Source organism: Collinsella aerofaciens (genome assembly GCF_018785245.1).
GTDB classification, from domain to species: domain Bacteria; phylum Actinomycetota; class Coriobacteriia; order Coriobacteriales; family Coriobacteriaceae; genus Collinsella; species Collinsella aerofaciens_AD.
The window spans coordinates 1-21,593 of the sequence record NZ_WQPL01000021.1 but is presented as its reverse complement, the minus strand read 5'-3'; the positions used below and the strand labels follow the sequence as shown (position 1 = coordinate 21,593).

19 protein-coding genes are annotated in these 21,593 nt (G+C 59.9%); 8 read left to right on the top strand and 11 right to left on the bottom strand.

Annotated elements, in window-relative coordinates; translation table 11 throughout:
* Positions 1-214: 214 nt before the first annotated feature.
* Positions 215-1,534 (bottom strand): L-cysteine desulfidase family protein, encoded by a 1,320-nt coding sequence (locus tag GPK39_RS05295; protein WP_195520759.1) that lies wholly within the window; start codon positions 1,532-1,534, stop codon positions 215-217.
* A 270-nt stretch (positions 1,535-1,804) separates the two neighbouring features.
* On the opposite strand from GPK39_RS05295, the gene rpiB reads away from it, so the two are divergent.
* Positions 1,805-2,272, top strand: coding sequence for a ribose 5-phosphate isomerase B (rpiB, locus tag GPK39_RS05290; RefSeq protein ID WP_035138007.1), 468 nt, complete (start codon positions 1,805-1,807; stop codon positions 2,270-2,272).
* Between the two features lie 151 nt (positions 2,273-2,423).
* Here rpiB and ndk read toward each other — a convergent pair whose 3' ends face one another.
* From ndk to GPK39_RS05270, 4 genes are all read right to left on the bottom strand, one after another.
* Positions 2,424-2,828: a nucleoside-diphosphate kinase gene (gene ndk, locus GPK39_RS05285; RefSeq protein WP_006234152.1), complete on the bottom strand. Its 405-nt coding sequence runs from the start codon at positions 2,826-2,828 to the stop codon at positions 2,424-2,426.
* Between the two features lie 386 nt (positions 2,829-3,214).
* On the bottom strand, positions 3,215-4,645 hold the full coding sequence (argH, locus tag GPK39_RS05280; protein ID WP_215674195.1) for an argininosuccinate lyase: 1,431 nt from the start codon (positions 4,643-4,645) through the stop codon (positions 3,215-3,217).
* 118 nt (positions 4,646-4,763) lie between these two features.
* Entirely contained in the window at positions 4,764-4,934 is a 171-nt protein-coding gene (locus tag GPK39_RS05275) for a hypothetical protein (protein WP_156058436.1), read from the bottom strand.
* A 233-nt stretch (positions 4,935-5,167) separates the two neighbouring features.
* Positions 5,168-6,394, bottom strand: coding sequence for an argininosuccinate synthase (locus GPK39_RS05270; RefSeq protein ID WP_035138001.1), 1,227 nt, complete (start codon positions 6,392-6,394; stop codon positions 5,168-5,170).
* Positions 6,395-6,949: 555 nt separating this feature from the next.
* Here GPK39_RS05270 and GPK39_RS05265 point away from each other — a divergent pair.
* Positions 6,950-7,777 (top strand): Cof-type HAD-IIB family hydrolase, encoded by an 828-nt coding sequence (locus GPK39_RS05265; RefSeq protein ID WP_215674194.1) that lies wholly within the window; start codon positions 6,950-6,952, stop codon positions 7,775-7,777.
* Positions 7,778-8,046: 269 nt separating this feature from the next.
* On the opposite strand, the gene polA is transcribed toward GPK39_RS05265, so the two are convergent.
* Positions 8,047-10,797 carry a DNA polymerase I gene (gene polA, locus GPK39_RS05260; RefSeq protein WP_215674192.1) on the bottom strand — a complete coding sequence of 917 codons (2,751 nt, stop codon included), beginning with the start codon at positions 10,795-10,797 and terminating at the stop codon, positions 8,047-8,049.
* Positions 10,798-10,963: 166 nt separating this feature from the next.
* On the opposite strand from polA, the gene GPK39_RS05255 reads away from it, so the two are divergent.
* Both GPK39_RS05255 and GPK39_RS05250 read left to right on the top strand, forming a co-directional pair.
* Positions 10,964-12,361 carry an aminopeptidase gene (locus GPK39_RS05255; RefSeq protein WP_195239078.1) on the top strand — a complete coding sequence of 466 codons (1,398 nt, stop codon included), beginning with the start codon at positions 10,964-10,966 and terminating at the stop codon, positions 12,359-12,361.
* A gap of 100 nt (positions 12,362-12,461) precedes the next feature.
* Positions 12,462-13,271: a YaaA family protein gene (locus GPK39_RS05250; RefSeq protein ID WP_215674190.1), complete on the top strand. Its 810-nt coding sequence runs from the start codon at positions 12,462-12,464 to the stop codon at positions 13,269-13,271.
* Between the two features lie 23 nt (positions 13,272-13,294).
* Here the strand turns inward: GPK39_RS05250 and GPK39_RS05245 are convergent, their stop codons facing one another.
* Positions 13,295-13,810, bottom strand: coding sequence for a hypothetical protein (locus GPK39_RS05245; protein ID WP_195919434.1), 516 nt, complete (start codon positions 13,808-13,810; stop codon positions 13,295-13,297).
* A 171-nt stretch (positions 13,811-13,981) separates the two neighbouring features.
* Here GPK39_RS05245 and thiC point away from each other — a divergent pair, with 171 nt between their 5' ends.
* A complete protein-coding gene (gene thiC, locus GPK39_RS05240; RefSeq protein WP_215674188.1) occupies positions 13,982-15,316 on the top strand; it encodes a phosphomethylpyrimidine synthase ThiC in 1,335 nt (444 codons plus the stop codon).
* 182 nt (positions 15,317-15,498) lie between these two features.
* The gene (gene thiD / locus GPK39_RS05235; protein WP_215674186.1) at positions 15,499-16,329 is read left to right on the top strand and encodes a bifunctional hydroxymethylpyrimidine kinase/phosphomethylpyrimidine kinase; all 831 of its coding nucleotides are present in this window, start codon (positions 15,499-15,501) and stop codon (positions 16,327-16,329) included.
* 60 nt (positions 16,330-16,389) lie between these two features.
* On the opposite strand, the gene GPK39_RS05230 is transcribed toward thiD, so the two are convergent.
* The 4 genes from GPK39_RS05230 to GPK39_RS05215 form a co-directional block, all read right to left on the bottom strand.
* Positions 16,390-17,049, bottom strand: a complete 660-nt coding sequence (locus tag GPK39_RS05230; protein ID WP_215674184.1) for an SGNH/GDSL hydrolase family protein — start codon at positions 17,047-17,049, stop codon at positions 16,390-16,392.
* A 78-nt stretch (positions 17,050-17,127) separates the two neighbouring features.
* Positions 17,128-18,243, bottom strand: a complete 1,116-nt coding sequence (locus GPK39_RS05225; RefSeq protein WP_215674182.1) for a TIGR02452 family protein — start codon at positions 18,241-18,243, stop codon at positions 17,128-17,130.
* Positions 18,244-18,380: 137 nt separating this feature from the next.
* On the bottom strand, positions 18,381-19,076 hold the full coding sequence (locus GPK39_RS05220) for a Bax inhibitor-1 family protein (RefSeq protein ID WP_161162103.1): 696 nt from the start codon (positions 19,074-19,076) through the stop codon (positions 18,381-18,383).
* A gap of 78 nt (positions 19,077-19,154) precedes the next feature.
* Complete coding sequence (locus GPK39_RS05215) at positions 19,155-19,493, bottom strand: hypothetical protein (protein WP_156327678.1); 339 nt, start codon at positions 19,491-19,493, stop codon at positions 19,155-19,157.
* A gap of 250 nt (positions 19,494-19,743) precedes the next feature.
* On the opposite strand from GPK39_RS05215, the gene GPK39_RS05210 reads away from it, so the two are divergent.
* The gene (locus tag GPK39_RS05210) at positions 19,744-20,793 is read left to right on the top strand and encodes an inorganic phosphate transporter (protein WP_215674181.1); all 1,050 of its coding nucleotides are present in this window, start codon (positions 19,744-19,746) and stop codon (positions 20,791-20,793) included.
* 67 nt (positions 20,794-20,860) lie between these two features.
* Positions 20,861-21,484 (top strand): DUF47 domain-containing protein, encoded by a 624-nt coding sequence (locus GPK39_RS05205; RefSeq protein ID WP_117655140.1) that lies wholly within the window; start codon positions 20,861-20,863, stop codon positions 21,482-21,484.
* The last annotated feature ends 109 nt before the right edge of the window (positions 21,485-21,593 follow it).

Sequence of the window (21,593 nt, the reverse complement as noted above, 5' to 3'; positions counted from 1 at the left end):
CAGGCCCCGCCGACCGATTGCAAGCGGTCGGCGGGGCCATTGTGGCTCTTGACAGCGGATTGGGTCATATGAGCGAAAACGCCCCTAAGCGAGCAATGTGCCTTGAAAGAGGAGGGCATAGGCCTTCTGGCCATGCCCGACGATTGAAAGGCAGATTGCCGCTTAGGGGCGTTTGCAGCGTCGACTGGTTACGCGGTTTGGTAAAACCGCGTAACTAACAAACCTGGGTTTTGCCGATCATGATGTTGAGGATCTCGACGTCGGTGTCCTTCATGCCCACGCGGCCTACGTAGCCCATACTGGCGATCGTCTGCTCAACGGTATCTTGGATCAGGCCCTCGCCGGCGCGGAAGCCGCGGCCTTGCATGGCCATATCGTGGCCCAGAATCGCCGCATCGACGGCAGCCGAGATCTTGGCGGCACAGCTCGCCTTGGCGCCGTCGCACACGATGCCGCCCACGTTGCCAAGCGTATTCGAGACCGTCGCGCCAATCTGTTCGCGCGTGCCACCGCACAGCCAGGTAATCGCAGCGCCGGCGCCGCACGCAGCGCAAATAGCACCGCAAAACGCCGAGAGCGCACCAATATAGCTCTTGATATGCACGGCGATAAGATCGGACAGCATCACGGCGCGCACCAGGCGCTCGTGGTCGCAACGCAGGTACTCGGCATACTCCATGACGGGCAATGCGCAGGTAATGCCCTGATTGCCCGAGCCGCACACAATGGCGACCGGCAGCGCGCAACCGTTCATGCGGGCGTCGGACCCGGCGGCCGCACGGGCACGGGCACGGCAGGCGACGTCATCAGCACGAGCGCCCAACAGTGTACGACCCACCTCGGCGCCCCAAGCGTGCGCAAGGCCCTCGGCACTGATCGCGCCATTCAGCTCAATCTGACGCTCAACGGCAGCGCGGGCGTCCTCAATGTCACCGTCCTCGATAAAGTCGATGATGGACTCAACGCTCATAGGGGTATCGGCGTTATCTGCCGCACGCTCGGCCACCACGCGCTCGGCGCAGGCGGCACACTCCCCCGCTGACTTGCCGCATACCGGAATACCATCGAGCGTATGGCACGTGACATTAGTGTGGTGATCGGTAATCTCGACGACCGCGGTATGGCCCCCGGCCGTCGCAGTCACCTTGATGTAGAGGTTGGGCACACCCTCGACAAGCGACACATCGCAGTAGCCGGCGTCGGCGAGGAGCTCGGCCACGCGAGCGCGGTCTTCATCGTTAACGCTCTCGAGCACCTCGAGCGCGCTCTTAGCGTCGCCGCCCACGGCACCCAGCACGGCCGCGGCCTCAATACCGTGCATACCGCCCGAGTTGGGCACGGTCACGCTCTTGACGTTCTTGATGATGTTGCCCGAGCAGGCAACGTCCATATGATCGGGTTCGCAACCGAGCGTCTGGCTCGCCAGCGCCGCTGCATAGGCAACGGCAATGGGCTCGGTGCAGCCGAGTGCACAGACAAGTTCGCGGTTTAAAACATCGCAAAACGCGGCATCACGGATGGAATCGGTGGGCATAGGTATCTCCTGCTTGCATAACGGGCTGGGCTCTCAAAAAAGTTAGCTCCTTTATTTGATAACAATGCATCAAAAACCGCAACCATGGTTCCGGCGGACGGCGCTCAAGCACAAACTGACAGCATTCATTCATGAGAAGCCGGTCTTGTTGCATGCTAAAGCGTTTGGCCAAAAAACGCCCGAGCGTTTACACAAAAGTCGCGCTATCATGCAGTCGAACGCGGTAAAACCTTTAGCAATTCCGCCGCACGGACCAGAGAGGAACCACTCATGAAGATTGGTATCGGCAACGACCATGCCGCCGTCGAGCTCAAGAACATCATCTCCGAGCACCTGAAGGAGCGCGGCTGTGAGGTCGTGAACTTTGGCACCGACACCTCCGAGAGCTTTGATTACCCCATCGCCGGCTACAAGGTGGGCAAGGCCGTAGCCAACGGCGACGTCGATCTGGGCATCCTGATCTGTGGCACCGGCGTCGGTATCAGCCTGGCTGCCAACAAGGTCGAGGGCGTACGCGCCGTCGTGTGCTCCGAGCCCTTCAGCGCCAAGCTCTCCCGCATGCACAACAATACCAACGTGCTCGCTTTTGGCGCCCGCGTCGTGGGCTCCGAGCTCGCCAAGATGATCGTCGACGAGTGGCTCGACGCCGAGTTTGAGGGTGGTCGCCACGAGCGTCGCGTTAACCTCCTCAACGAGATCGACCACACGCGCGGCCTTAAGATCGTCGACGAAGCCTAAACTATTCAGTGCCACAAGCTAACAGCAGGGGCCCGCTCGGAACACATGTCCGAGCGGGCCCCTGCATAGATTTTGGAATAAAAGGGCGCCGCAGATGGAGTTCCGCGGCGCCCAAGCCACACGCTAACAGCTTTAAGGAGTCAAAGCTGGTTTAGCCAAAGAAGCGCTTGATCTCAATCTCGGCGTTCTCCAAACAGTCGGAGCCGTGGATCACGTTGGCGTTGACATCGACGGCAAAGTCGCCGCGGATGGTACCAGGAGCAGCGTCAAGCGGGTTGGTAGCACCCATGAGGGTGCGCATCTTAGCAACAGCGGAGAGACCGGAAACGACCATCTTGACGACCGGACCGCTCGTCATAAAGTCGCAGAGACCGCCAAAGAAGGGCTTGTCGGCCAGATGGGCGTAGTGCTCCTCGACGGTAGCGCGCTCGAGCGTGGTCATCTCCATGCGCTCGATGACAAGGCCGCTGCGCTCGATGCGAGCAACAATCTCGCCGATCTTGCGGTCACGCACGGCGTCGGGCTTAATCATGATGAAGGTCTTCTCGATAGCCATAAAAGTAGCCTTTCAAGTAGGTTCGCGCGTGCCCAAGTCCCATTCCGGCACCCGCCTGGACTGCATCGTAACAGAGTTTTAGCTGCAGTTAAACAAAAAGCTGTTTATTGAAACGTTGCAATTTATTGAAGCGTTCCATATGTGTCACTTCTGTTTCGAAGCTCGATTAGAGTACCATCCGACTGCCCATCAACCGCATCGAGCAGAGCAGACGGTCGGTTGCCGCCCGCGAACGTACCCCCTTCACAACCTGCCCAAAGGTCCTACAGAAGTTCTCGACAAGCCCCTCCCCATAGCAACAAAATACGGGCGTCCGCATCAGCAGATATCCGTAAAAGCAAAAAACGATTTATCAATACATGGCCAAAACGGCTTCAGCCAAACCTCTACTTTGCCCCATGACCCATCTCGACGACCTTGGTCAGCGATCCAAACACGCCCTCGTCGGCCACGAGCTGTGCCTCGGCGCGCTGCAGCTGCACGGCAACGGCGGCAGGGGCGGTACCGCCCTCGGTCGTACGCGCGGCGACAATTGAGGGGATGTCGAGCGCCTCGGTAATATCGCGTTCAAAGAGCGGGCTTGCCTCCTGGAACACCTCAAACGGCAGGTCCTCAAGATTGCAGCCACGTTTCTCACACATCAGGACCAGATGGCCCACCACGGCATGTGCCTCGCGGAACGGCAGACCACGCTTAGCCAGGTAATCGGCAACATCGGTGGCGGCAAGGTGCCCCACGCCGCACTCGCGCGCCATGGCATCCTCGTTGACGGTCCAAGTCGAAATCATACCGGCCATAACCGACAGACACTGCATGAGCGTATGGGCGGTATCGAGCGCGCTCTCCTTGTCCTCCTGCAAGTCCTTGTTATAAGCAAGCGGCAAGCCCTTCATGGTTACCAGCAGCTGCACCAGGTTGCCGTACACGCGACCGCTCTTGCCGCGGATAAGCTCGGCAAAGTCGGGGTTCTTCTTCTGCGGCATGATAGACGAGCCGGTGGAGTAGGAGTCTGAAAGCGTGATAAAGCCAAATTCGGAGCTCGACCACAGCACGATCTCCTCGGAAAGACGCGACAGGTGCATCGCCATGACGGATCCGGCGTAATGCAGATCGAGCAGGAAATCACGGTCGGAAACCGCATCGAGCGAGTTGGGAATCACGCCCGCAAAGCCAAGTTCGGCAGCCGTCATCTGACGATCGAGCGGATAGCTCGTACCGGCAAGCGCGGCAGCACCCAGCGGGCAGCTGTCGGCGGCATCAAAGGCGGCCTTCAGGCGTGTAAAGTCGCGCGCGAACATCCAGGAATACGCCAGCAGATGATGCGACAGAAGCACGGGCTGAGCGTGCTGCATGTGCGTGTAGCCCGGCAAAATCACCTTGTCGTACTTCTTAGCCGCATCCACCAGCACATGGCGCAGCTCTAGATTGGCCTCCATGAGCTCCTTGGCCAGCGCCTTGACGCCCAGGCGCGTGTCGGTCGCCACCTGGTCGTTGCGCGAACGTCCGGTATGCAAGCGCTTGCCAGCCTCGCCGATGCGACGCGTCAGCTCGCTCTCGATGGACATATGAATGTCCTCATCGTTGATATCGAAGGTGAAGTTGCCGACATCGATATCCTGTTCGATTCCGGTCAGGCCATTGGCAATCGCCTGCTCGTCCTCGGCACTGATGATGCCCTTGGCCGCCAGCATTTTGGCATGCGCCTTAGAGCCGGCGATATCCTGCTTATAGAGATGTTTGTCGACCGGCAGCGACGCGCCAAACTCCTGCGTGACCTCGGCCACGCCCGCCTCAAAACGACCGCCCCAAAGAGCCATGGAACCGTCTCCTTTCTCCAAATACCAAAACAAGCGTCCAAAGCAATGTGCCCTGTCGCTAAAGCGATTTATCAACCGCTAGTTTTACACACTCCCTGCCGCGCGCGGGGCCATGTGGCTAATTTGCAAAGAAGTGACGCGCCATGCACTTGGCGCCCAACGTCTCCCTCCGGATGTTGCCCTGCGAACCATCGATCCAGGCCTTCAGGCTCATAGGAACGTCCTCGACCTTTGCAGCATCGAACTCGGGCGCGAGGGCAAGTAGAGCATGCGCGATAGCATTGAACATAATGGATACTCCTCATATATATAGGCGCAGAGCCGCCAAATTGATAGAAGGAGCCCCGCCGGACAACCCCGGCGGGGCTCGGACTCAGCCGCAGACGCGGCATCATATATGCGGGCGGAACGTAGGGGCCACCGATGTTAAGAAGTGTCAGCAAGCATAACGAAAGGTAGGGACCCCGTGCGCCCGTTATGTATCACGCGGATGGGCCGCGCGGATACCAAGGGAAGGAGGCGCTAGGCCTGGGCGGCAGCAGAGCTGGGGCCCTGGACCTTTGCCCACGTCTTGAGCGACAGCGTATCGATCTCGATAAAGCCGGCGCTGGCCTTCTCGTCAAACGTGGTGTCGCGGTCGTAGGTAGCCAGACCGTAGTCGTAGAGGCTGAAGGGGCTCTTGCGGCCGACGACATGGCAGTTGCCCTTAAAGAACTTCAGACGGACAGTGCCGGTCACGAACTTCTGGGTATCGGCCATAAAGGCATCGAGCGCGTTTTTGAGCGGGCTGTACCACTGGCCGTTGTACACGGCGGTGGCCCAATCCTGCTCGAGCTTGATCTTGGTCTTGAGCAGGTCGCCCTCGACGCAGATGTCCTCGAGCGCCTTGTGAGCGGTGATGAGCGTCAGGGCGCCGGGAACCTCGTAGCACTCGCGGCTCTTAAGGCCCACCAGGCGATCCTCGACCAGATCGAGACGGCCAAAGCCATTGTCGCCGGAGATCTTGTTGAGGGCGATAACGATCTCGGAGAGCTTCATCTTCTTGCCGTCGACGGCGACGGGCTTGCCGGCCTCAAACTCAATCTCGGTGTAGGTCGGGGTGTCCGGCGTGTCCTCGGGGTTCTTGGTCATAACCCAAGCGTCGTCGAGCGGCTCGTTCCAGGGATCCTCCAGGTGACCGCACTCAATGGCACGACCCCACAGGTTGTCGTCGATGGAGTAGGGGTTGTCGTTGGCACCCTCGGGAACCGGCACGTTGTGGGCGTGGGCATAGGCGACCTCGTCGGGACGGCACTTCAGGTCCCACTCGCGAACCGGGGCGATAACCTTGAGCTCGGGGTCGAGGGCCTTGACGGCGGCCTCAAAACGGACCTGATCGTTACCTTTGCCAGTGCAGCCGTGGGCGACGTAGGTCGCGCCAAACTCGTGGGCGACCTCAACAAGCTTCTTGGCAAGCAGCGGACGAGACAGGGCGGAGAGCAGCGGATACTTATTCTCGTACATGGAGTTTGCGGCGATGGCTTTGGTCAGGAACTCATCGGAGAACTCGTCGCGCAGGTCGAGCACCTGGCAATCGAGAACGCCCAGGTCGAGCGCCTTCTGCTTCTTGGCATCCAGTCCGGTCTCTTCCTGGCCCACGTTGCCGCAGACGCAAACGACATCGAGATTCTTCTCGTCCTGGAGCCACTTGACACATACGGATGTATCAAGACCACCGGAATATGCGAGAACGACTTTTTCCTTGCTCATGGCTGTTTCCTTTCGCCCTTGGTAGCTAGTTAGAACATCGGTCAGTTGCAAGTCATTTCAAGGTCATATACCGTGCAATATCAGGTTAAATAGCAAAAATCAGCACATACATGCCCTAGAAACATGCAGCAATGTCGTGCTAAAACCCAACGACCTCAAAATGACTCTGTTGAGGCAATTCGCCCCATGCGGACAGAGACGATTGTTATCGTCGTCGGGAAATTGCGCGCTGGCGTCGGATGGCATTGTCTGCAGTGGTGATGATCTTTACGAACTGCATCTGCCTCTCCTTTCACGTATCGCCGGGCGCAATTCAAATATCGTAAACGGTACCTTTTACTCGGTAAGCGGTTGTTTTTTCCGTCTCCGTTTTCGATGGTCGCTATATTACGCTAAAGTGCCCGCAGCACAAGCGACAAATTCAAATTTCTGAAAAGTTTTTTCATTACTTTGTGAAGCGTGGTGCAAATACGCACCATTCCTGCGAAAATACGCTCGACTACTAGTTGATGGTTATAACGTCTGAAACAATCTCGAAACGAAAGGCGCATTTTTATGCAAACTTACGAATCGGACGCCAACATCGGCAACATTAAGATTCTCGCCGTCGATATGGACAAGACGCTGCTGACCGACGAGCGTGTGCTGCCCCAGGGTCTTGATGAGCGCCTGGACAAGCTCGCCGACGCCGGCATCGTATTCTGCCCCGCCAGCGGACGTCCCGCCCCCAAGCTCGAGGAGATGTTCGAGGGCATCAAAAACCGCCTTGCTTTTTGTCCCGACAACGGAGCGTGCGTGATCTATCGCGGCAGCTATATCTATAAGAGCAATATTGACGTGGAGCTGTATCAGCAGGTCTTGAGCCGTGCCTCGGAGGATCCTCGCGCTGTCCCCGTCCTGTGCTGCTTCGACGAGTTCTACGTGCTTGCCCGCGACCATCAATACCACGACGAGATCAGCGTCTACTACAACACAATCAACTACGTCGACAGCTTTGAGGGCATTGATTTCGAGTCCAACAAGATTTCGGTCTTCTTCCCCGGCTACGACGCCGAGCCCGCTTTCCGCGAGACCTATAGCCCCGAGTTCTCGGACAAGCTCTACGTCACCAACGCCGGGCGCGAGTGGATCGACTTTATGAACCTGGGCGTCGACAAGGGCGCCGGCATCGCTCACCTGTGCGAGCACCTGGGCATCGATATTGCCGATGCTGCCGCCGTGGGCGATACCTACAACGACATCCCCATGCTGGAGCGCGTCGGGCATAGCTTTATCGTGGACAATGCCGAGGAGCACATGAACGCGCACGCTAAGTGGCGCATTCCGAGCAACAACGACGGGGGCGTACTGACGCTCATCGACGCCATCTTGGCGGCTCGTTAAACTCGCCGCCATGCCCGGGGCCGGCCGTTTGATTTTTGTTCGGTCAGGTCCTGGGCTCGCTCGAAGAGCACATTAAGTGCTCTTCGGCTCGTGCGGAATCTACAAAAATCAAACGGCCGGCCCCGGGCATGGCTACGTTGACTTGCTTGCCGCATGGATGGCGTCTTGGCGCCTAGATACTTTGGCTGATTTTTATTGAACGAAGGACGCTCCTTGTTGATGAGGGGCGTCCTTCTGGTTTTGGTTACTTTGGAATTGTGGTCGTGCCCTTACTTGGCGTCTGCCCAGGTCACTCCAGTCGAAGCTTCGGCGATTAGGGGGACGCGGAGGTCTACTACGTGTTCCATGACGTCGCGGACCATGGTGGTTAGGCGCTCGACTTCGTCGACGGGGCACTCAAAGTCCAGTTCGTCGTGTACCTGCAGGATCATGTGGGCGGCAAAGCCTTCTTCTTCCAGGCGACGGCTTACGCGGGCCATGGCGATCTTGATGATGTCGGCGGCGGTTCCCTGCATGGGGTGGTTCATGGCCGTGCGCTCACCAAAGCCACGGAGTTGCGGGTTTTTGGCCTTGAGCTCCGGAATATGGCGACGACGTCCGTACATGGTCTCGGCGTAGCCCGTCTGCTTGGCACGTGCCACCACGTTGTCGAGGAACGTACGCACGCCCGGATAGGCCTCGTAGTAGCGGTCGATCATGTCGCGCGCCTCGGCCATCGAGATGTGCAGCGACTGCGACAGACCGTAGGCCTGCTGACCGTACACGATGCCAAAGTTCACGGCCTTGGCGCGGCTGCGCAGGTCGGGCGTCACCTCGGACACGGGAACGCCAAACACGCGCGCGGCCGTCTCGGCATGGAAGTCCTCGCCCTCGTTAAAGGCACGCACCAGATGCTCGTCACCCGAAAGATGCGCCAGCAGACGCAGCTCGATCTGCGAGTAGTCCACCGCCAAAAAGACGCTGCCCTCGCCTGCCGAAAACGCCGTCTTGACGGTACGGCCCAGCTCAGAGCGCGTCGGGATGTTCTGCAGGTTCGGGTCGCTCGAGGACAGACGCCCTGTTGCGGTAATGGTTTGGTTGTACGTGGTATGCACGCGGCCGTCACCACGGCGCAGCGGGCCCAGCGTGTCCAGATAGGTGGACTTGATCTTGGATTTTTCGCGCCAGTCCAAGATCAGACGAACAATCTCGTGGTCGCGGGCAAGATCACTCAGTACCTTGGCATTGGTCGAATAGTAGCCGCGCTTGGTCTTTTTGAGACCCTTGGTCGGAAGGCCCATTACATCAAACAGCACATGCGAGAGCTGCATGGGGCTGCCGATGTTAAAGGTCTCGTCACCGGCAAGGTCGCGAATGCATCGCTCGACCTCGGTGATCTGGGTCGCCAGGTCCTCGGACAGACTGCGCAGCCGATCGGGATCCACGAGCATGCCCGCGCGCTCCATCTTGGCAAGCACCGGCACAAGCGGCATCTCGATGCCGTCGAACACGTTAGCGGCGTTCTCACGAGCCATGTGATCGCGCAGCGGTGCGACCAGCGCCAGCATCAAGGCCGCCGTGCGAGCGGCAGGCGCCGGAGCGTCCTCACCAGCACCATCTGCGCCGCGCGCCGCAGGCAGCGACATCTGCAGATACGCATCGGCAAGATATGCCTCATCGAACTCGGAGCGGCCGGAATCCAGCAGGTAGGCGGCAACCACGGTATCGAAGATGCGCGTGGAATCGACTGCCAGCGGATCCATAAGCTCGGGCTCAGAGGAATCGATAGGCGAAAGCTCGTGCAGCAGCGCCTTCATGTCCGGGCTCGCCACGCGGCCCTCCATAAACAGGCGCGCGAGCACACCAGCGATCACGCCGTGGGCAAAATTGAAGCCCTCGACAGCGGCAGGCATGCCGTCATCGGCTTCCTCGAGCGCGAACAGGCCCTTGGACGTCGCCAACCACAGCGTGCGCGTCAGTCCAAAGAGCGCGCCCTCTTCCTTGTCGTCGTCCACCACGGCGGCGACCCACTCGCCCGCATCAATCGCACGGGCAACCTCGGCCGCCACGGCGGCAAGTGCCTCAGCATCGCCAGCGGCGGCACGCGAAACTGCGGGCATTTCGAACGCACTGGCAGCGGGCACAACCCCGCCCTCACCACCAATCAGCGCCAGGAAGCGGTTCTGCATAGCGGTGATACCAAGCGTGCCCAGCGCCGCGGAGACCTCGTCGGCAGAAAACGCCGGGAAGGACGTCGCCTCAAAATCGAGCTCGACGGGCGCATCGGTGCGGATGGTCGCGACTTTTCGGCTCAGCAGCGCGTCATCGATGTGTGCGCGCAGATTCTCGCCCATCTTGCCCTTGACCTCATCGGCGTGCGCGATGACCTCGTCCAGGCTGCCATACTGCGCAATAAGCGCGCTCGCCTTTTTGGGGCCGATGCCCGGTACGCCGGGAATGTTGTCCGACGTATCGCCCTTCAGACCGTAGAAATCGGGCACGAGCGCCGGCGTAATGCCGTGATACAGGTCATCCACGCTCTCGGGCGTCATAATCGCCACGTCGGACAGGCCCTTGCGGGTCGAGACCACGTTGACGTGCTCGGTCACGAGCTGATACATGTCGCGGTCGCCGGTCACCAGCAGCATGTCGCAGCCGGCCTGCTCGCCCAGGCGCGCCATGGTTCCCAGGATATCGTCGCCTTCCCAGCCCTCGGACTGCAGAATCGGCACGTTGAGCGCGGTGAGCAGCTCCTTAATCATAGGGAACTGCGCATGCAGATCGGGGTCCATGGGCGGGCGTTGCGCCTTATACTGCGGCAGCATCTCCATGCGCACGCGCGGCTTACCCTTGTCAAACGCCACGACCACACCGTCGGGGTTAAAGGCATCAATCATCTTAAGAAACATGTTCAGAAAGCCAAAGATCGCGTTGGTGGGGCGACCGTCCGGCGCGTTCATGGTCGGCGGCACGGCGTGAAAGGCGCGGTGCATGAGCGAGTTGCCGTCGATAACGGCAAAAGTGCGGCGCTTGTCAGACATATTAAATACCTCGCTTTGGGCTGGGCACGGTTTGCTCACTCCAGTTTACACGCTCCCCGCCCCGCGGCCACCTCACATCAAGCTCCCCCGCCACCGTGAGCCCGCGCGTGATACGATGGCTCACGGTACATCAACCAGCACGATCGATCCGAAAGGAGCCTGCGTCATGGAGCGTCCCTGCGCATGGAAAAAGTACACGCCACAGCAAGTCGAGGAGCTCGAGGAGCTTTGCCGCGGCTATAAGCAGTTTTTGAGCGAGAACAAGACCGAGCGCCTGTGCGTCAAGACCGGCATCAAGATGGCCGAGGAGGCGGGATACGTCGACCTGGAGACCGTGATCGCCGAAGGCCGCGAGCTCAAGGCAGGCGACAAGGTGTACGCCGCCAATCACGGCAAGGACCTCATGCTCGTCAACCTGGGCAACGCCCCGCTCGAGCAGGGCTTTAACATCCTGGGCGCCCACGTGGACTCGCCGCGCCTAGACCTTAAGCAGAACCCCGCCTTCGAGGCCGGCGACATGGCCTACCTCGACACGCACTACTACGGTGGCGTCAAGAGCTACCACTGGGTGGCCTCCCCGCTCGCACTCGTGGGCGTCATCTGCAAAAAGGACGGTACCACCGTCGACATCAATATCGGCGACAAGGCGGACGACCCGGTCTTTACCATCTCCGACCTGCTGATCCACCTCTCGAGCGAGCAGATGTCCAAACCTGCCAAGGACGCCGTCGATGCCGAGATTCTCGACGTGATCGTGGGCGGCCGCCCCGTCAAGTTTGACGAGGACGACAAGGACGCCCCCAAGGAGCCCGTCAAGCAGATGTTCCTGGATATCCTCAAGGAGCAGTACGACGTCGAGGAGGAGGACTTCCTCTCCGCCGAGATCGAGGTCGTGCCCGCCGGCCCCGCCCGCGACATGGGCCTCGACCGCTCCATGATTCTGGGCTATGGCCATGACGACCGCGTCTGTGCCTACCCCTCCATGCTCGCCCAGATCAACGTCACCAACGTGGAGCGCACGAGTATCACGCTCATCGTCGACAAGGAGGAGATCGGTTCCGTGGGTGCCACCGGCATGACGAGTCGCTTCTTCGAGAACACCGTCGCCGAGATCATGATGCTCGCCGGCGAGGACAGCCCGCTGGCTCTGCGCCGCGCGCTCGCCCGCAGCCGTATGCTCTCCTCCGACGTGTCCGCCGGCTTCGACCCGGGCTATGCCGGCAAGTTCGAGACCAAGAACGCCGCCTTCATGGGTCGCGGCCTGTGCTTTAACAAGTACACGGGCAGCCGCGGCAAGGGCGGCTCTAACGACGCCGACGCCGAGTATGTGGCCCTCGTCCGCGACATCATGGACGAGGCCGGCGTGGACTTCCAGACCTGCGAGCTCGGCCGCGTCAACGCTGGTGGCGGCGGCACCATCGCCTACATCATGGCCAAGTACGGCATGAACGTCATCGACTCCGGCGTTGCCGTCCTGTCCATGCACGCCCTGTGGGAGGTCGCCAACAAGGCCGACATCTACGAGGCATATCGCGGTTACAAGGCCTTCATCGAGCGAGCCTAACCAACCCTTCATCAGTTGCGGTGAAATACGGACTAAACTGGCCCATAAACGGCCAAAACAGACCGTATTCCACCGCAACTTTTTTGGCAGAGGAGAGTCCATGCTGCAGGTCATCGTTTCGCCCGCCAAGCAAATGCGCGCGGCACAAGATGCTTTTGAAGTTCAGGGGATTCCGCCCTTTGCGCGCGAGACCGCCCAGCTGCACCATGCGCTCTTGGACATCGAACGAACCGAAGGCGACAGCGGCCTACAAGCTCTGTGGAACGTCAGCAACAAGCTGCTGGGCCCTTGTCTCGACATTTTGCATGAGTTCGAGCCCATCTTGGGAAACGGCGATCTTGCCGATTCCGGTATCGCGCGCCGCATCTCCCCTGCCATCATGTCCTATCACGGCATTCAGTACCAGAGCATGGCACCCGAGGTAATGGATGCCGAACAGCTCGCCTGGCTGCAAAGCCACCTGTGGATCCTCTCCGGCCTCTACGGGTGCGTTCGTCCCTTTCATGCCGTCGAACCGTATCGGCTGGAGATGGGCGCGAAGCTCGCCGTTGACGATGCCCGAGACCTCTACGCGTTTTGGGGTGACAAGCTCGCGCGGGCTACCGCCCCGGCAGGCTCAAACACCACGATCGTCAACCTCGCCAGCGTAGAGTATGCCAAAGCCGTTCTGCCCCACCTCGCGGACGACGCCACGGCCGTCACATGCCTCTTTGGCGAGGGTATCCGCAACGGGAAGCCCATCCAACGGTCGACCGCCAGCAAAAAGGCGCGCGGCTCCATGGTGCGGTGGATGGCAGAAAACAAGCTCGAGGATGCAAGCGAACTTACCGCATTCAACATCGGCTATCGGCACATCCCCGAGCTTTCAGACAAAAACACCCTGGTTTTCATGAACGCGCAGGCACAATAGGCCCGCCGTTTCCAAACACCCCATTACTCCGCCAAGCCATCGGCCTTTGCAATCTCGCTCGTCGAGCCATCTTGGTAGGTAATCTTAACGTGCTCTACGTCGGATACCGTAACGCCCGACGGAGGTTCCAGACGCCACTCCGTCAGAGCGATATCCATGGTCGTAGGCACATCGCCCTGATCTTTGAGCTTCACCATGAGTGTTTTGAGTGCCTCATCAAACGTCACGCGTTCGATTTCTTCACCCGGAATAGACCCGCCGCTCAACTGCAGCTGCACAAACTCGTCGCGCGGATACCAGTAGTCGCCCGGTGCGGCAACCGTGTTGCCACCAGAAACTTTCATGGTCATAATCGGCAGGGCATCGTCGGCTTCAAACCCCCAGGTGACGCCGCCACGACCGCCGAACGTCCAAATACAAAAGGCAATCACCAACACGGCAAGCACCGCAAAACCAATCGCGACAAGGCCATGGTGCGCACGGCTTTCCTCGGCCGATACATCCCATTGTGTCTCTCGATATAGATGCTTGTCTTCCATGTTCGCCTCCCCACAGGCACGCTCGTTGGCCCAATCGTACCCATTCAGGCTATACTTGAGCCCATTACATAAACGGGGAGCTTGCGGGACAAGACGGCAGGCTGAGATTGGGCGCGCCCGCCCTGACCCGCAAACCTGATATGGGTAATGCCAACGAAGGGAGCCGTGCCAATGAGCACACAGACCGAGCCCAAGCTCGTCACGCAAATCGACTTCGCCCGTGCCGGGCAGATCACGCCGCAGATGAAGGAAGTCGCCGAGCGCGAGCATCGCGACCCCGAGTACATCCGCGAGCGCGTGGCCGACGGCCGCATCGCCATTCCCGCCAACATCGTGCACGTCAAAAAGGGCATGCGCGCCTTTGGTGTCGGCGAGGGCCTGTCCACCAAGGTCAACGTCAACCTGGGCATCTCGGGCGACAAGGCCGATGCCGCCGAGGAATGGAAGAAGGTCAAGATCGCCGAGGACTTTGGCGCCGATGCCATCATGGACCTCTCCAACTCGGGCAAGACACGTCAGTTCCGCCAGCAGCTCATCGACGAGACGCCGCTCATGGTGGGTACCGTCCCCATGTACGACGCCATCGGCTACATGGAAAAGCCACTGGTCAAGCTTACCAAGGACGACCTGTTCGAAGTCGTGCGCGCGCATGCCGAGGACGGCGTGGACTTTATGACCATCCACTGCGGCATAAACAAGTCGGTCACCAAGACCTTTAAGGAGACCGGCCGCCTGATGAACATCGTGAGCCGTGGCGGCTCACTGCTGTTTGGCTGGATGGAGGTCACCGGTAACGAGAACCCATTCTATGAGTTCTACGACGAGTTGCTCGAGATTTGCCACGAGTACGACGTGACGATTTCGCTCGGCGACTCCTGCCGCCCGGGCTGCCTCTACGACTCCAACGACGCCACCGAGACCGCTGAGATGATCGAGCTGGGCAAGCTGTGCAAGCGCGCTTGGGCCGCCGGCGTCCAGGTCATGGTCGAGGGCCCGGGTCACATGGCGCTCGACGAGATCGCCGCCAACATGAAACTGCAGAAGCGCCTGTGCCACAATGCTCCGTTCTATGTGCTCGGGCCGCTGGTGACCGATATCGGCGTTGGTTACGACCACATCACCGCTGCCATCGGCGGCGCCATCTCCGCCAGCTCCGGTGCCGACTTCCTGTGCTACGTGACACCGGCAGAGCACCTATGCCTGCCCAACGCCCAGGATGTGCTCGACGGCCTCATGGCCACCAAGATCGCCGCACACGCCGCCGACATCGCCAAAAAGGTGCCCCACGCCCGCGACATGGACGACAAGATGGGCCAGGCACGCCGCAAGCTCGACTGGGACGCTATGTGGAAGTGCGCGCTCGACCCGGTTACGGGCAAGAAGCGCTACGAGGAGTCCCCCGCCGCCACCGAGGGCACTTGCACCATGTGTGGCAAGATGTGTGCCGTCCGCACCGTCAACAAGATCTTCGAGGGCACCACGATCGACCTCGGCATGGAGGACTAGCCCTGTCGCCGCGGCCGCTTCTGGCGGCGAGCTGGTGCCTGTCAATTGTTGACGTGTGAACATTTGCTTGCATTTGCGTAAAGATTGCATCGCCCGCCCGGGTTCGACATAGAGTCGGCCCGGGCATCTTTATAATGCTGGCTTATAGACCCATTTGATTCCGACCGAACAAGGGAGCGAACATGGATCGCAGTAAGGTACCTGCCGTTCTATCCATCGCAGGATCCGATTCCAGCGGTGGCGCCGGCATTCAGGCCGACATCAAGACCATCACGGCGCACCGCCTGTATGCCGAGACGGCCATCACCGCCATCACCGCACAGAACACCCTGGGCGTCACCGCCGTGCAGAACATCTCCCCGGATATTGTCGCGGCGCAGATCGATGCCGTTTTTGACGATATCCGCCCCAAAGCCGTCAAGATTGGCATGGTTTCCTCTGCCGAGATTATCGATGTTATCGCCGACCGCCTGAGCTCCTGGAACGCGACAAACGTGGTCGTCGACCCCGTCATGGTAGCCACCTCGGGCGCACGGCTGATTGCCGAAGATGCCGCCGAGGCGCTCACCCGCCGCCTGTTCCCGCTAGCGACGGTTATCACGCCCAATATTCCCGAGGCCATGGCCCTGCTCGACTACGAGGTCGACTCCGAGCGCACGCAGCAAAATGCCGCCATGCTCCTCACCCGCCGCTTTGGCTGCGCATCCCTCGTTAAGGGTGGGCATCTTGTCAACGAGGCCAACGATGTACTGGCCGAACCCGCGCCACTCGATGACGAGGGCAACCATCTGGGAGATCCACTCACCACGTGGTTCCGCCACAAGCGCATCGAGACCGACAACACGCACGGCACCGGCTGCACGCTCTCGTCCGCCATCGCCTGCGCGCTGGCCCAGGGCATGGATCTTGCCGACGCCGTCAACGCGGGCAAGGCATACCTGACAGGCGCTCTGGCCGCCGGCCTGAACATGGGCAAAGGTTCCGGCCCCGTCAATCACATGTGGCAGTATTAAGATTCGCAGCCCAAACCGCCGCAAAGGGGACAGACACCTTTGCGGCGGCTTGGGATCGCACTACTCACCGAGCATCTCTTGGAGCTTGGCCGCCACGGCGTGACCCAGGCTCTCATGGCTTTCGGGCATCATATGCAGATAGTCGATATCGCCCGGCTCGGCAAACTCCGCTGCATTCAAAAAGTCGCAGCCAAACTGCTCGGCTACGTGCGCATAGTATTCAGCAAAATGCTCCGAGGCCTCGACGGAACGCTCGTCAAAATCGGTCATATATACATCGGCGATTTGCGGCTTGATCTTGATAGGTGCCATCAGCAGAATACGCGGACAAGGCGCAGCGTCGGTCCACGGAAACGCGCGGACGGCGCGAATCAGCGCCATGGCGCCACGGGCGATATCGGAAGCTGTCACGTTAAAGACCGTCTTACAGTCGTTGGTGCCCAGCATGATCACAATGGCGTCCAGCGGCTTATGGGCCTCGAGCAGCATCGGCAGTGCGCGGATGCCGTTAAGATTGGTGTTCAGATGGCACATGTCGTCGCGTACCGTCGTGCGGCCGTTGAGGCCTTCTTCAATTACATGCCAGCCCTCGCCTAAGTCACGTTGGGCCACGCCGCACCAGCGCACATCCTGCGCATAGCGCACCGCGGTGCCGTCGCGCATGCCCGCCGGATCGTAACCATAGGTGTTGCTGTCGCCAAAGCATAGAACGTTTTTCATCGTAAGCCCCTCGCTCAGTAAAAAACCGACGGAAGCAGCCTCTCCCGCCGGCTCGACCCATCTGTCAGCACGTACCGATTACAGGTACTTGCGCCAATCGTCCTCGTCCTCATCATCCTCGGTAGCAGCCTGGATCTGCTCGGCGGCGCGAGCTGCCGCAGCGCGAGCGGCAACCTGGGCATAGGACTCCTCGTTGCGCTCGGGGAAGTTTGCCAGCACGTGCTCGAACTTGGCAAAATCCTCATCCCAGCGCGTAGAAGGCACGGCAAAGAAGACTTGCTTGACCTTAAAGTCGCCCGACGCGAGCTCCTTGCGGAAGAGCTCGGCCACGGCCTCTGCGTCAAAGCCGTTGTTGTCGCAGCCCCAAGCGCCCAGCACGAGCTTCTCGCGACCTAGCTCGTCGCAGATGGCAAGCACAAAGCGAATGCGGTCGCGCAGGGCATCCAGCAGAGCATCGTCGCTCACGCGATACTCCTGGCGGGCGCGCTTAACGTTGGGCGCGGCGGCCACGATCACGTCGGCGTATGCATGCACGTGGTTGCGGTCGAAGCGCACCGCAGGCACCACCAGCGCACGGTTTCGGTAAAGCTCGCAGTTGATGTTGCGGCGACGGTTCTCGCCGTACCATTTGCGCTGCTTATCGAGAACGTTGTACAGATACGAATCGGCGCACAGCGTGGCCTCCTGGCCCAGATAACCCTGAATATAGCCACCGCCCGGATTGGTGAACGAGGCAAAGGCGAGCACGGCCATGTCGCAGAACTGCGCATAGCCACGACCGTTGTCCAAGATGGCCTGCGTGGCGGAGGCATCGAGCACGGTGACCTCAGGCAGGGACGCAGCGGGCTCCTCAGCAGGCGCGGACTCAGCTTCGGCGATTTCCTCGGCAGGCTCCTCGACGGGCTCGAGCGCTGCCTCGACCTCGGCAGCCTCCGCGCCCTCGACGTCCTCGGCAACCTGTTCTTCGGTGGCCACAGCACTCTGAACCTTGGCCTTCATCGCCGCGACAAAACCGGCAGGCATACCATCGAACTCGCACACGCCGGCAAGCGAACGCTCGATATCCTTGGCGCACGCTTCGGACACAGTTGCCACGTGACGCTCGGCGGCCTTGGCACGGGCCTCGCGCTTGGGATTGGGCTGACCCGCTCGGTTGGACCTGCGGTTACGGTTCCTGTTGTCGACGTCTGCCATAAGTGGTCACCTTTCCTGTCGCTGCCGCTATCGGCTTTTCCCATCCATGATACCCCGCCGAGCACAAAAAAGACGGCCCCGAAGGACCGCCTTTCGCATCGATTTACACGCACGGCAAGCACCGCCGCAATTCGCCACTAGTCGCGACGGCCAAGGATGTTCAGGATGCGCAGGAACACGTTGATAATGTCCACGAACAGATTGGACGCCATGAGCACGGCGTTGGGCAGCGTAGGCGGCACCGTCGTGGCAACATAGGTGTCGTAGCCAATAAAGCCGGCGAACACCACGATTACGATCAGATCGGTGATGGTCTGCGAGACGCCCATGAACATCAGCACGATCTCAACCAGAATAGTGGCGAGCAGAATGCCAAAACCGATGCCATATACGCGCTGGAAAAACTTGGGGAACGTCACGCCCAAGGCGCCAAAGACAAAGGTGATGGCGGCCGTGGCGATAAAGGCAGTGTTGATGGTGGGCAGGTCGTAGTTGGCAAGGCCAAACGACGCGGTCAGGCCAAAGGTGCTCGCAAAGATTACGTAGCCCACAAGGGACAGGCCCACGGACTGCTTACTGGCGGCGGCCGACATCATGACCATGCCGACGATGGTCAAAATAAATGAGCCAAAGACCAGCGGCAAAGCGGCGCCGCTCATCATCATGCGCGCAAACGACATGGTGCTCGTAAAGTAAGCACCGACGCCCATGGCGCAAAAGCCCAAAAAGATCAGGGCAGACATGACAAGGTTGTACGCGCGCGGCGACATCTCCTTGGCACGGCTTGCACCGGTCTCGATGGGGCCGTTCTGATAGCCCTGGATATCGTTCATACTTCGTCCTTTCAAAAAGCGCACGACAGCGCCGTAGGTGACAAGATTCCTGCCATTGTACCCGAATGCCGCACGTCCTTACCTACGGCGCTCGCCCTCAAGCGTACGATCAAAGGCCCAGACCCACCAACGCATCACGTGTGCCTGCGAGCCGTCTGCCCGCTCGCGCGTCTGGTCCTCCAGATACAACTCGGTCGCGTGCCCGCCAAAACGCACCTTATATGTTGCCGTACGGATGCCGTAGACCATCAGGCCAAACCCGGTGGTCGAGATAATTTCGTCGATCGTAAAACAACGGCCGTCGACCCAGCAGACGGTGACCGGCACGACCTGTCCGCCCGCGAGGATGCGGGCCACGACGTCCACATACTGCTTGTGCACGCGCCGAGTTTTGCCGTCTGTCTGTCGATATTCCATGCCTCCTATTATCGAACGCATGTTTGTATGTTGTAAAGCGAACAGACTGTGGTTTTGGAGTGTCGTAGTAATCGCACGTGTCCGCATGGCGTGTTAGCAAAAAGAACACCCGCGGTCAACAGGGCTAATATTCAATTTTAGTGCCAAAAAGTCCACTTCTCCCATCAGAACTCGGTAAAGAGACCCGCAGGAGGTGATACGATTTATCATGTTTTTGTAACGTGTCTGCAAACTTCGAGAAAGCCCATATATGGACGTAACGTTCTCAACCTTCCTCGGCCAAATTGCGTCGAACCCAGTCCTTGCCGTCACCGTGATCCTCGCGTTGGGCGCCATCTTCGTCAATGGATGGACCGACGCGCCCAACGCCATCGCGACCTGCGTCACTACGCGTTGCATGCCCGCCCGCGCCGCCATTCTCATGAGCGCCGCATTCAACTTCCTCGGCGTGCTCATCATGACGCACTTTAACGCGAGCGTCGCCAACACCATCTCACATATCGTCGACTTTGGCGGAAACAGCACCATGGCGCTCGCCTGCCTATGCGCGGCGCTGTTCTCCATCGTCGTCTACGGCGCCACAGCGTCGCGTTTTGGCATCCCCACCTCGCAAAGCCACAGCCTTATCGCCGGCCTGACCGGTGCCGCCATCGCCCTCGGCGGTGCGAGCAGCGTCAACGTCCACGAGTGGATGAAGGTCATCTACGGCCTGGCGCTCTCCATCGGCCTGGGCTTTGTCATGGGCTGGGTCCTGTGCAAGCTCGTCTCGATTCTTTTCGCCGCCGCCAACAGGCGACGTGCCAATGTCTTCTTTAAATACGCTCAGATCGCGAGCGCTGCGGCCATGAGCTTTATGCACGGCGCGCAGGATGGACAGAAGTTCATCGGCGTGCTCTTTTTAGGCGTGGCCTTTGCCAGCGGCCAGACGAGCGTCGGCGATGCAGGCATCCCCATCTGGATTATGCTGCTGTGCTCGGCCACCATGGGTATCGGCACCAGCGTGGGCGGTGAGCGCATCATCAAGTCCGTCGGCCAGAGCATGGTTAAGCTCGAGAAGTATCAGGGCTTCTCCGCCGACCTCGCGGGCGCCGCGAACCTGCTGCTTGCCACCCTTACCGGCATCCCCGTGTCCTCCACACACATCAAGACCTGCGCCATCATGGGCGTCGGTGCCGTCAAGCGCCTCTCGGCCATCAACTTCGGCGTCGTCAAGGACATGATGTTCACCTGGTTCTTCACCTTCCCCGCCTGCGGACTCATCAGCTTTGTCATGGCCAAGCTGTTCATGATGTTCCTCTAGTCAAACCGAACGTCCATCTGGACCGCAACACTTCGCCCACCCGTCTTCGCCTCGAAAGGACCCACCCATGGCAAAGAAACCCGATTCGTTCTACTTTGACAACTACGTCGCCTGTGCCGACCTTGCTGTCCAGGCCGCAGAGTTGCTCATCAAGATTTTTGAGAACTTTGATCCCGCGCAGATCCACGACATGCTCGAGGAGATGCATGCGATTGAGCATGCGGCAGACAAGAAGCACCACGAGCTCGAAGACGCCCTGCTCACCGCCTTTATCACCCCGCTCGAGCGCGAGGATCTGGATCTGATGAGCTGCGCGCTCGACACCGTGCTCGACCGTATTGAGGGCGTCGTGCAGCGCGTCTACTTCACCAACATTCAGAGCATCCATCCCGACGCCATCGTCATCGCCCACAAGGTGACTGACGCCTGCCGCGCCATGAAAGACCTGATGGTCGAGCTTCCCAACTACCGCAAGTCCAAAACGCTGCGCGAGCTGGTCATCCAGATCAACACCATCGAGTCCGAGGCCGACGAGCTCTACATCAACGCCATGCGCAACCTGCACGTTAACGGCAAGGATCCGCTCGAGGTCATCGCTTGGCGTGACGTCTACGCCTTCCTGGAGTACTGCGCCGACTGCTGCGAGAATGTGGCCGATGTTGTGGATTCGATTGTCATGAAGAACAGTTAATTGGGGGTACGTGTCCCGGCGGCGAAGGGCCGGCCACGGTTTGCTTTCTCACTCCGGCTGCTTTGCAGAGTCGTTCGAAAGCAAACCGTGGCCGGCCCTTCGCCTTACG

Coding starts and splice junctions, on each gene's coding strand:
- GPK39_RS05205 (WP_117655140.1), top strand. CDS start 20,861: ATGGCAAAGAAACCCGATTCGTTCTACTTTGACAACTACGTCGCCTGT.
- thiD (WP_215674186.1), top strand. CDS start 15,499: ATGGATCGCAGTAAGGTACCTGCCGTTCTATCCATCGCAGGATCCGAT.
- GPK39_RS05220 (WP_161162103.1), bottom strand. CDS start 19,076: ATGAACGATATCCAGGGCTATCAGAACGGCCCCATCGAGACCGGTGCA.
- GPK39_RS05270 (WP_035138001.1), bottom strand. CDS start 6,394: ATGAGCAAGGAAAAAGTCGTTCTCGCATATTCCGGTGGTCTTGATACA.
- GPK39_RS05295 (WP_195520759.1), bottom strand. CDS start 1,534: ATGCCCACCGATTCCATCCGTGATGCCGCGTTTTGCGATGTTTTAAAC.
- GPK39_RS05245 (WP_195919434.1), bottom strand. CDS start 13,810: ATGGAAGACAAGCATCTATATCGAGAGACACAATGGGATGTATCGGCC.
- GPK39_RS05255 (WP_195239078.1), top strand. CDS start 10,964: ATGGAGCGTCCCTGCGCATGGAAAAAGTACACGCCACAGCAAGTCGAG.
- ndk (WP_006234152.1), bottom strand. CDS start 2,828: ATGGCTATCGAGAAGACCTTCATCATGATTAAGCCCGACGCCGTGCGT.
- rpiB (WP_035138007.1), top strand. CDS start 1,805: ATGAAGATTGGTATCGGCAACGACCATGCCGCCGTCGAGCTCAAGAAC.
- argH (WP_215674195.1), bottom strand. CDS start 4,645: ATGGCTCTTTGGGGCGGTCGTTTTGAGGCGGGCGTGGCCGAGGTCACG.
- GPK39_RS05215 (WP_156327678.1), bottom strand. CDS start 19,493: ATGGAATATCGACAGACAGACGGCAAAACTCGGCGCGTGCACAAGCAG.
- GPK39_RS05230 (WP_215674184.1), bottom strand. CDS start 17,049: ATGAAAAACGTTCTATGCTTTGGCGACAGCAACACCTATGGTTACGAT.
- GPK39_RS05275 (WP_156058436.1), bottom strand. CDS start 4,934: ATGTTCAATGCTATCGCGCATGCTCTACTTGCCCTCGCGCCCGAGTTC.
- polA (WP_215674192.1), bottom strand. CDS start 10,797: ATGTCTGACAAGCGCCGCACTTTTGCCGTTATCGACGGCAACTCGCTC.
- GPK39_RS05265 (WP_215674194.1), top strand. CDS start 6,950: ATGCAAACTTACGAATCGGACGCCAACATCGGCAACATTAAGATTCTC.
- GPK39_RS05225 (WP_215674182.1), bottom strand. CDS start 18,243: ATGGCAGACGTCGACAACAGGAACCGTAACCGCAGGTCCAACCGAGCG.
- thiC (WP_215674188.1), top strand. CDS start 13,982: ATGAGCACACAGACCGAGCCCAAGCTCGTCACGCAAATCGACTTCGCC.
- GPK39_RS05210 (WP_215674181.1), top strand. CDS start 19,744: ATGGACGTAACGTTCTCAACCTTCCTCGGCCAAATTGCGTCGAACCCA.
- GPK39_RS05250 (WP_215674190.1), top strand. CDS start 12,462: ATGCTGCAGGTCATCGTTTCGCCCGCCAAGCAAATGCGCGCGGCACAA.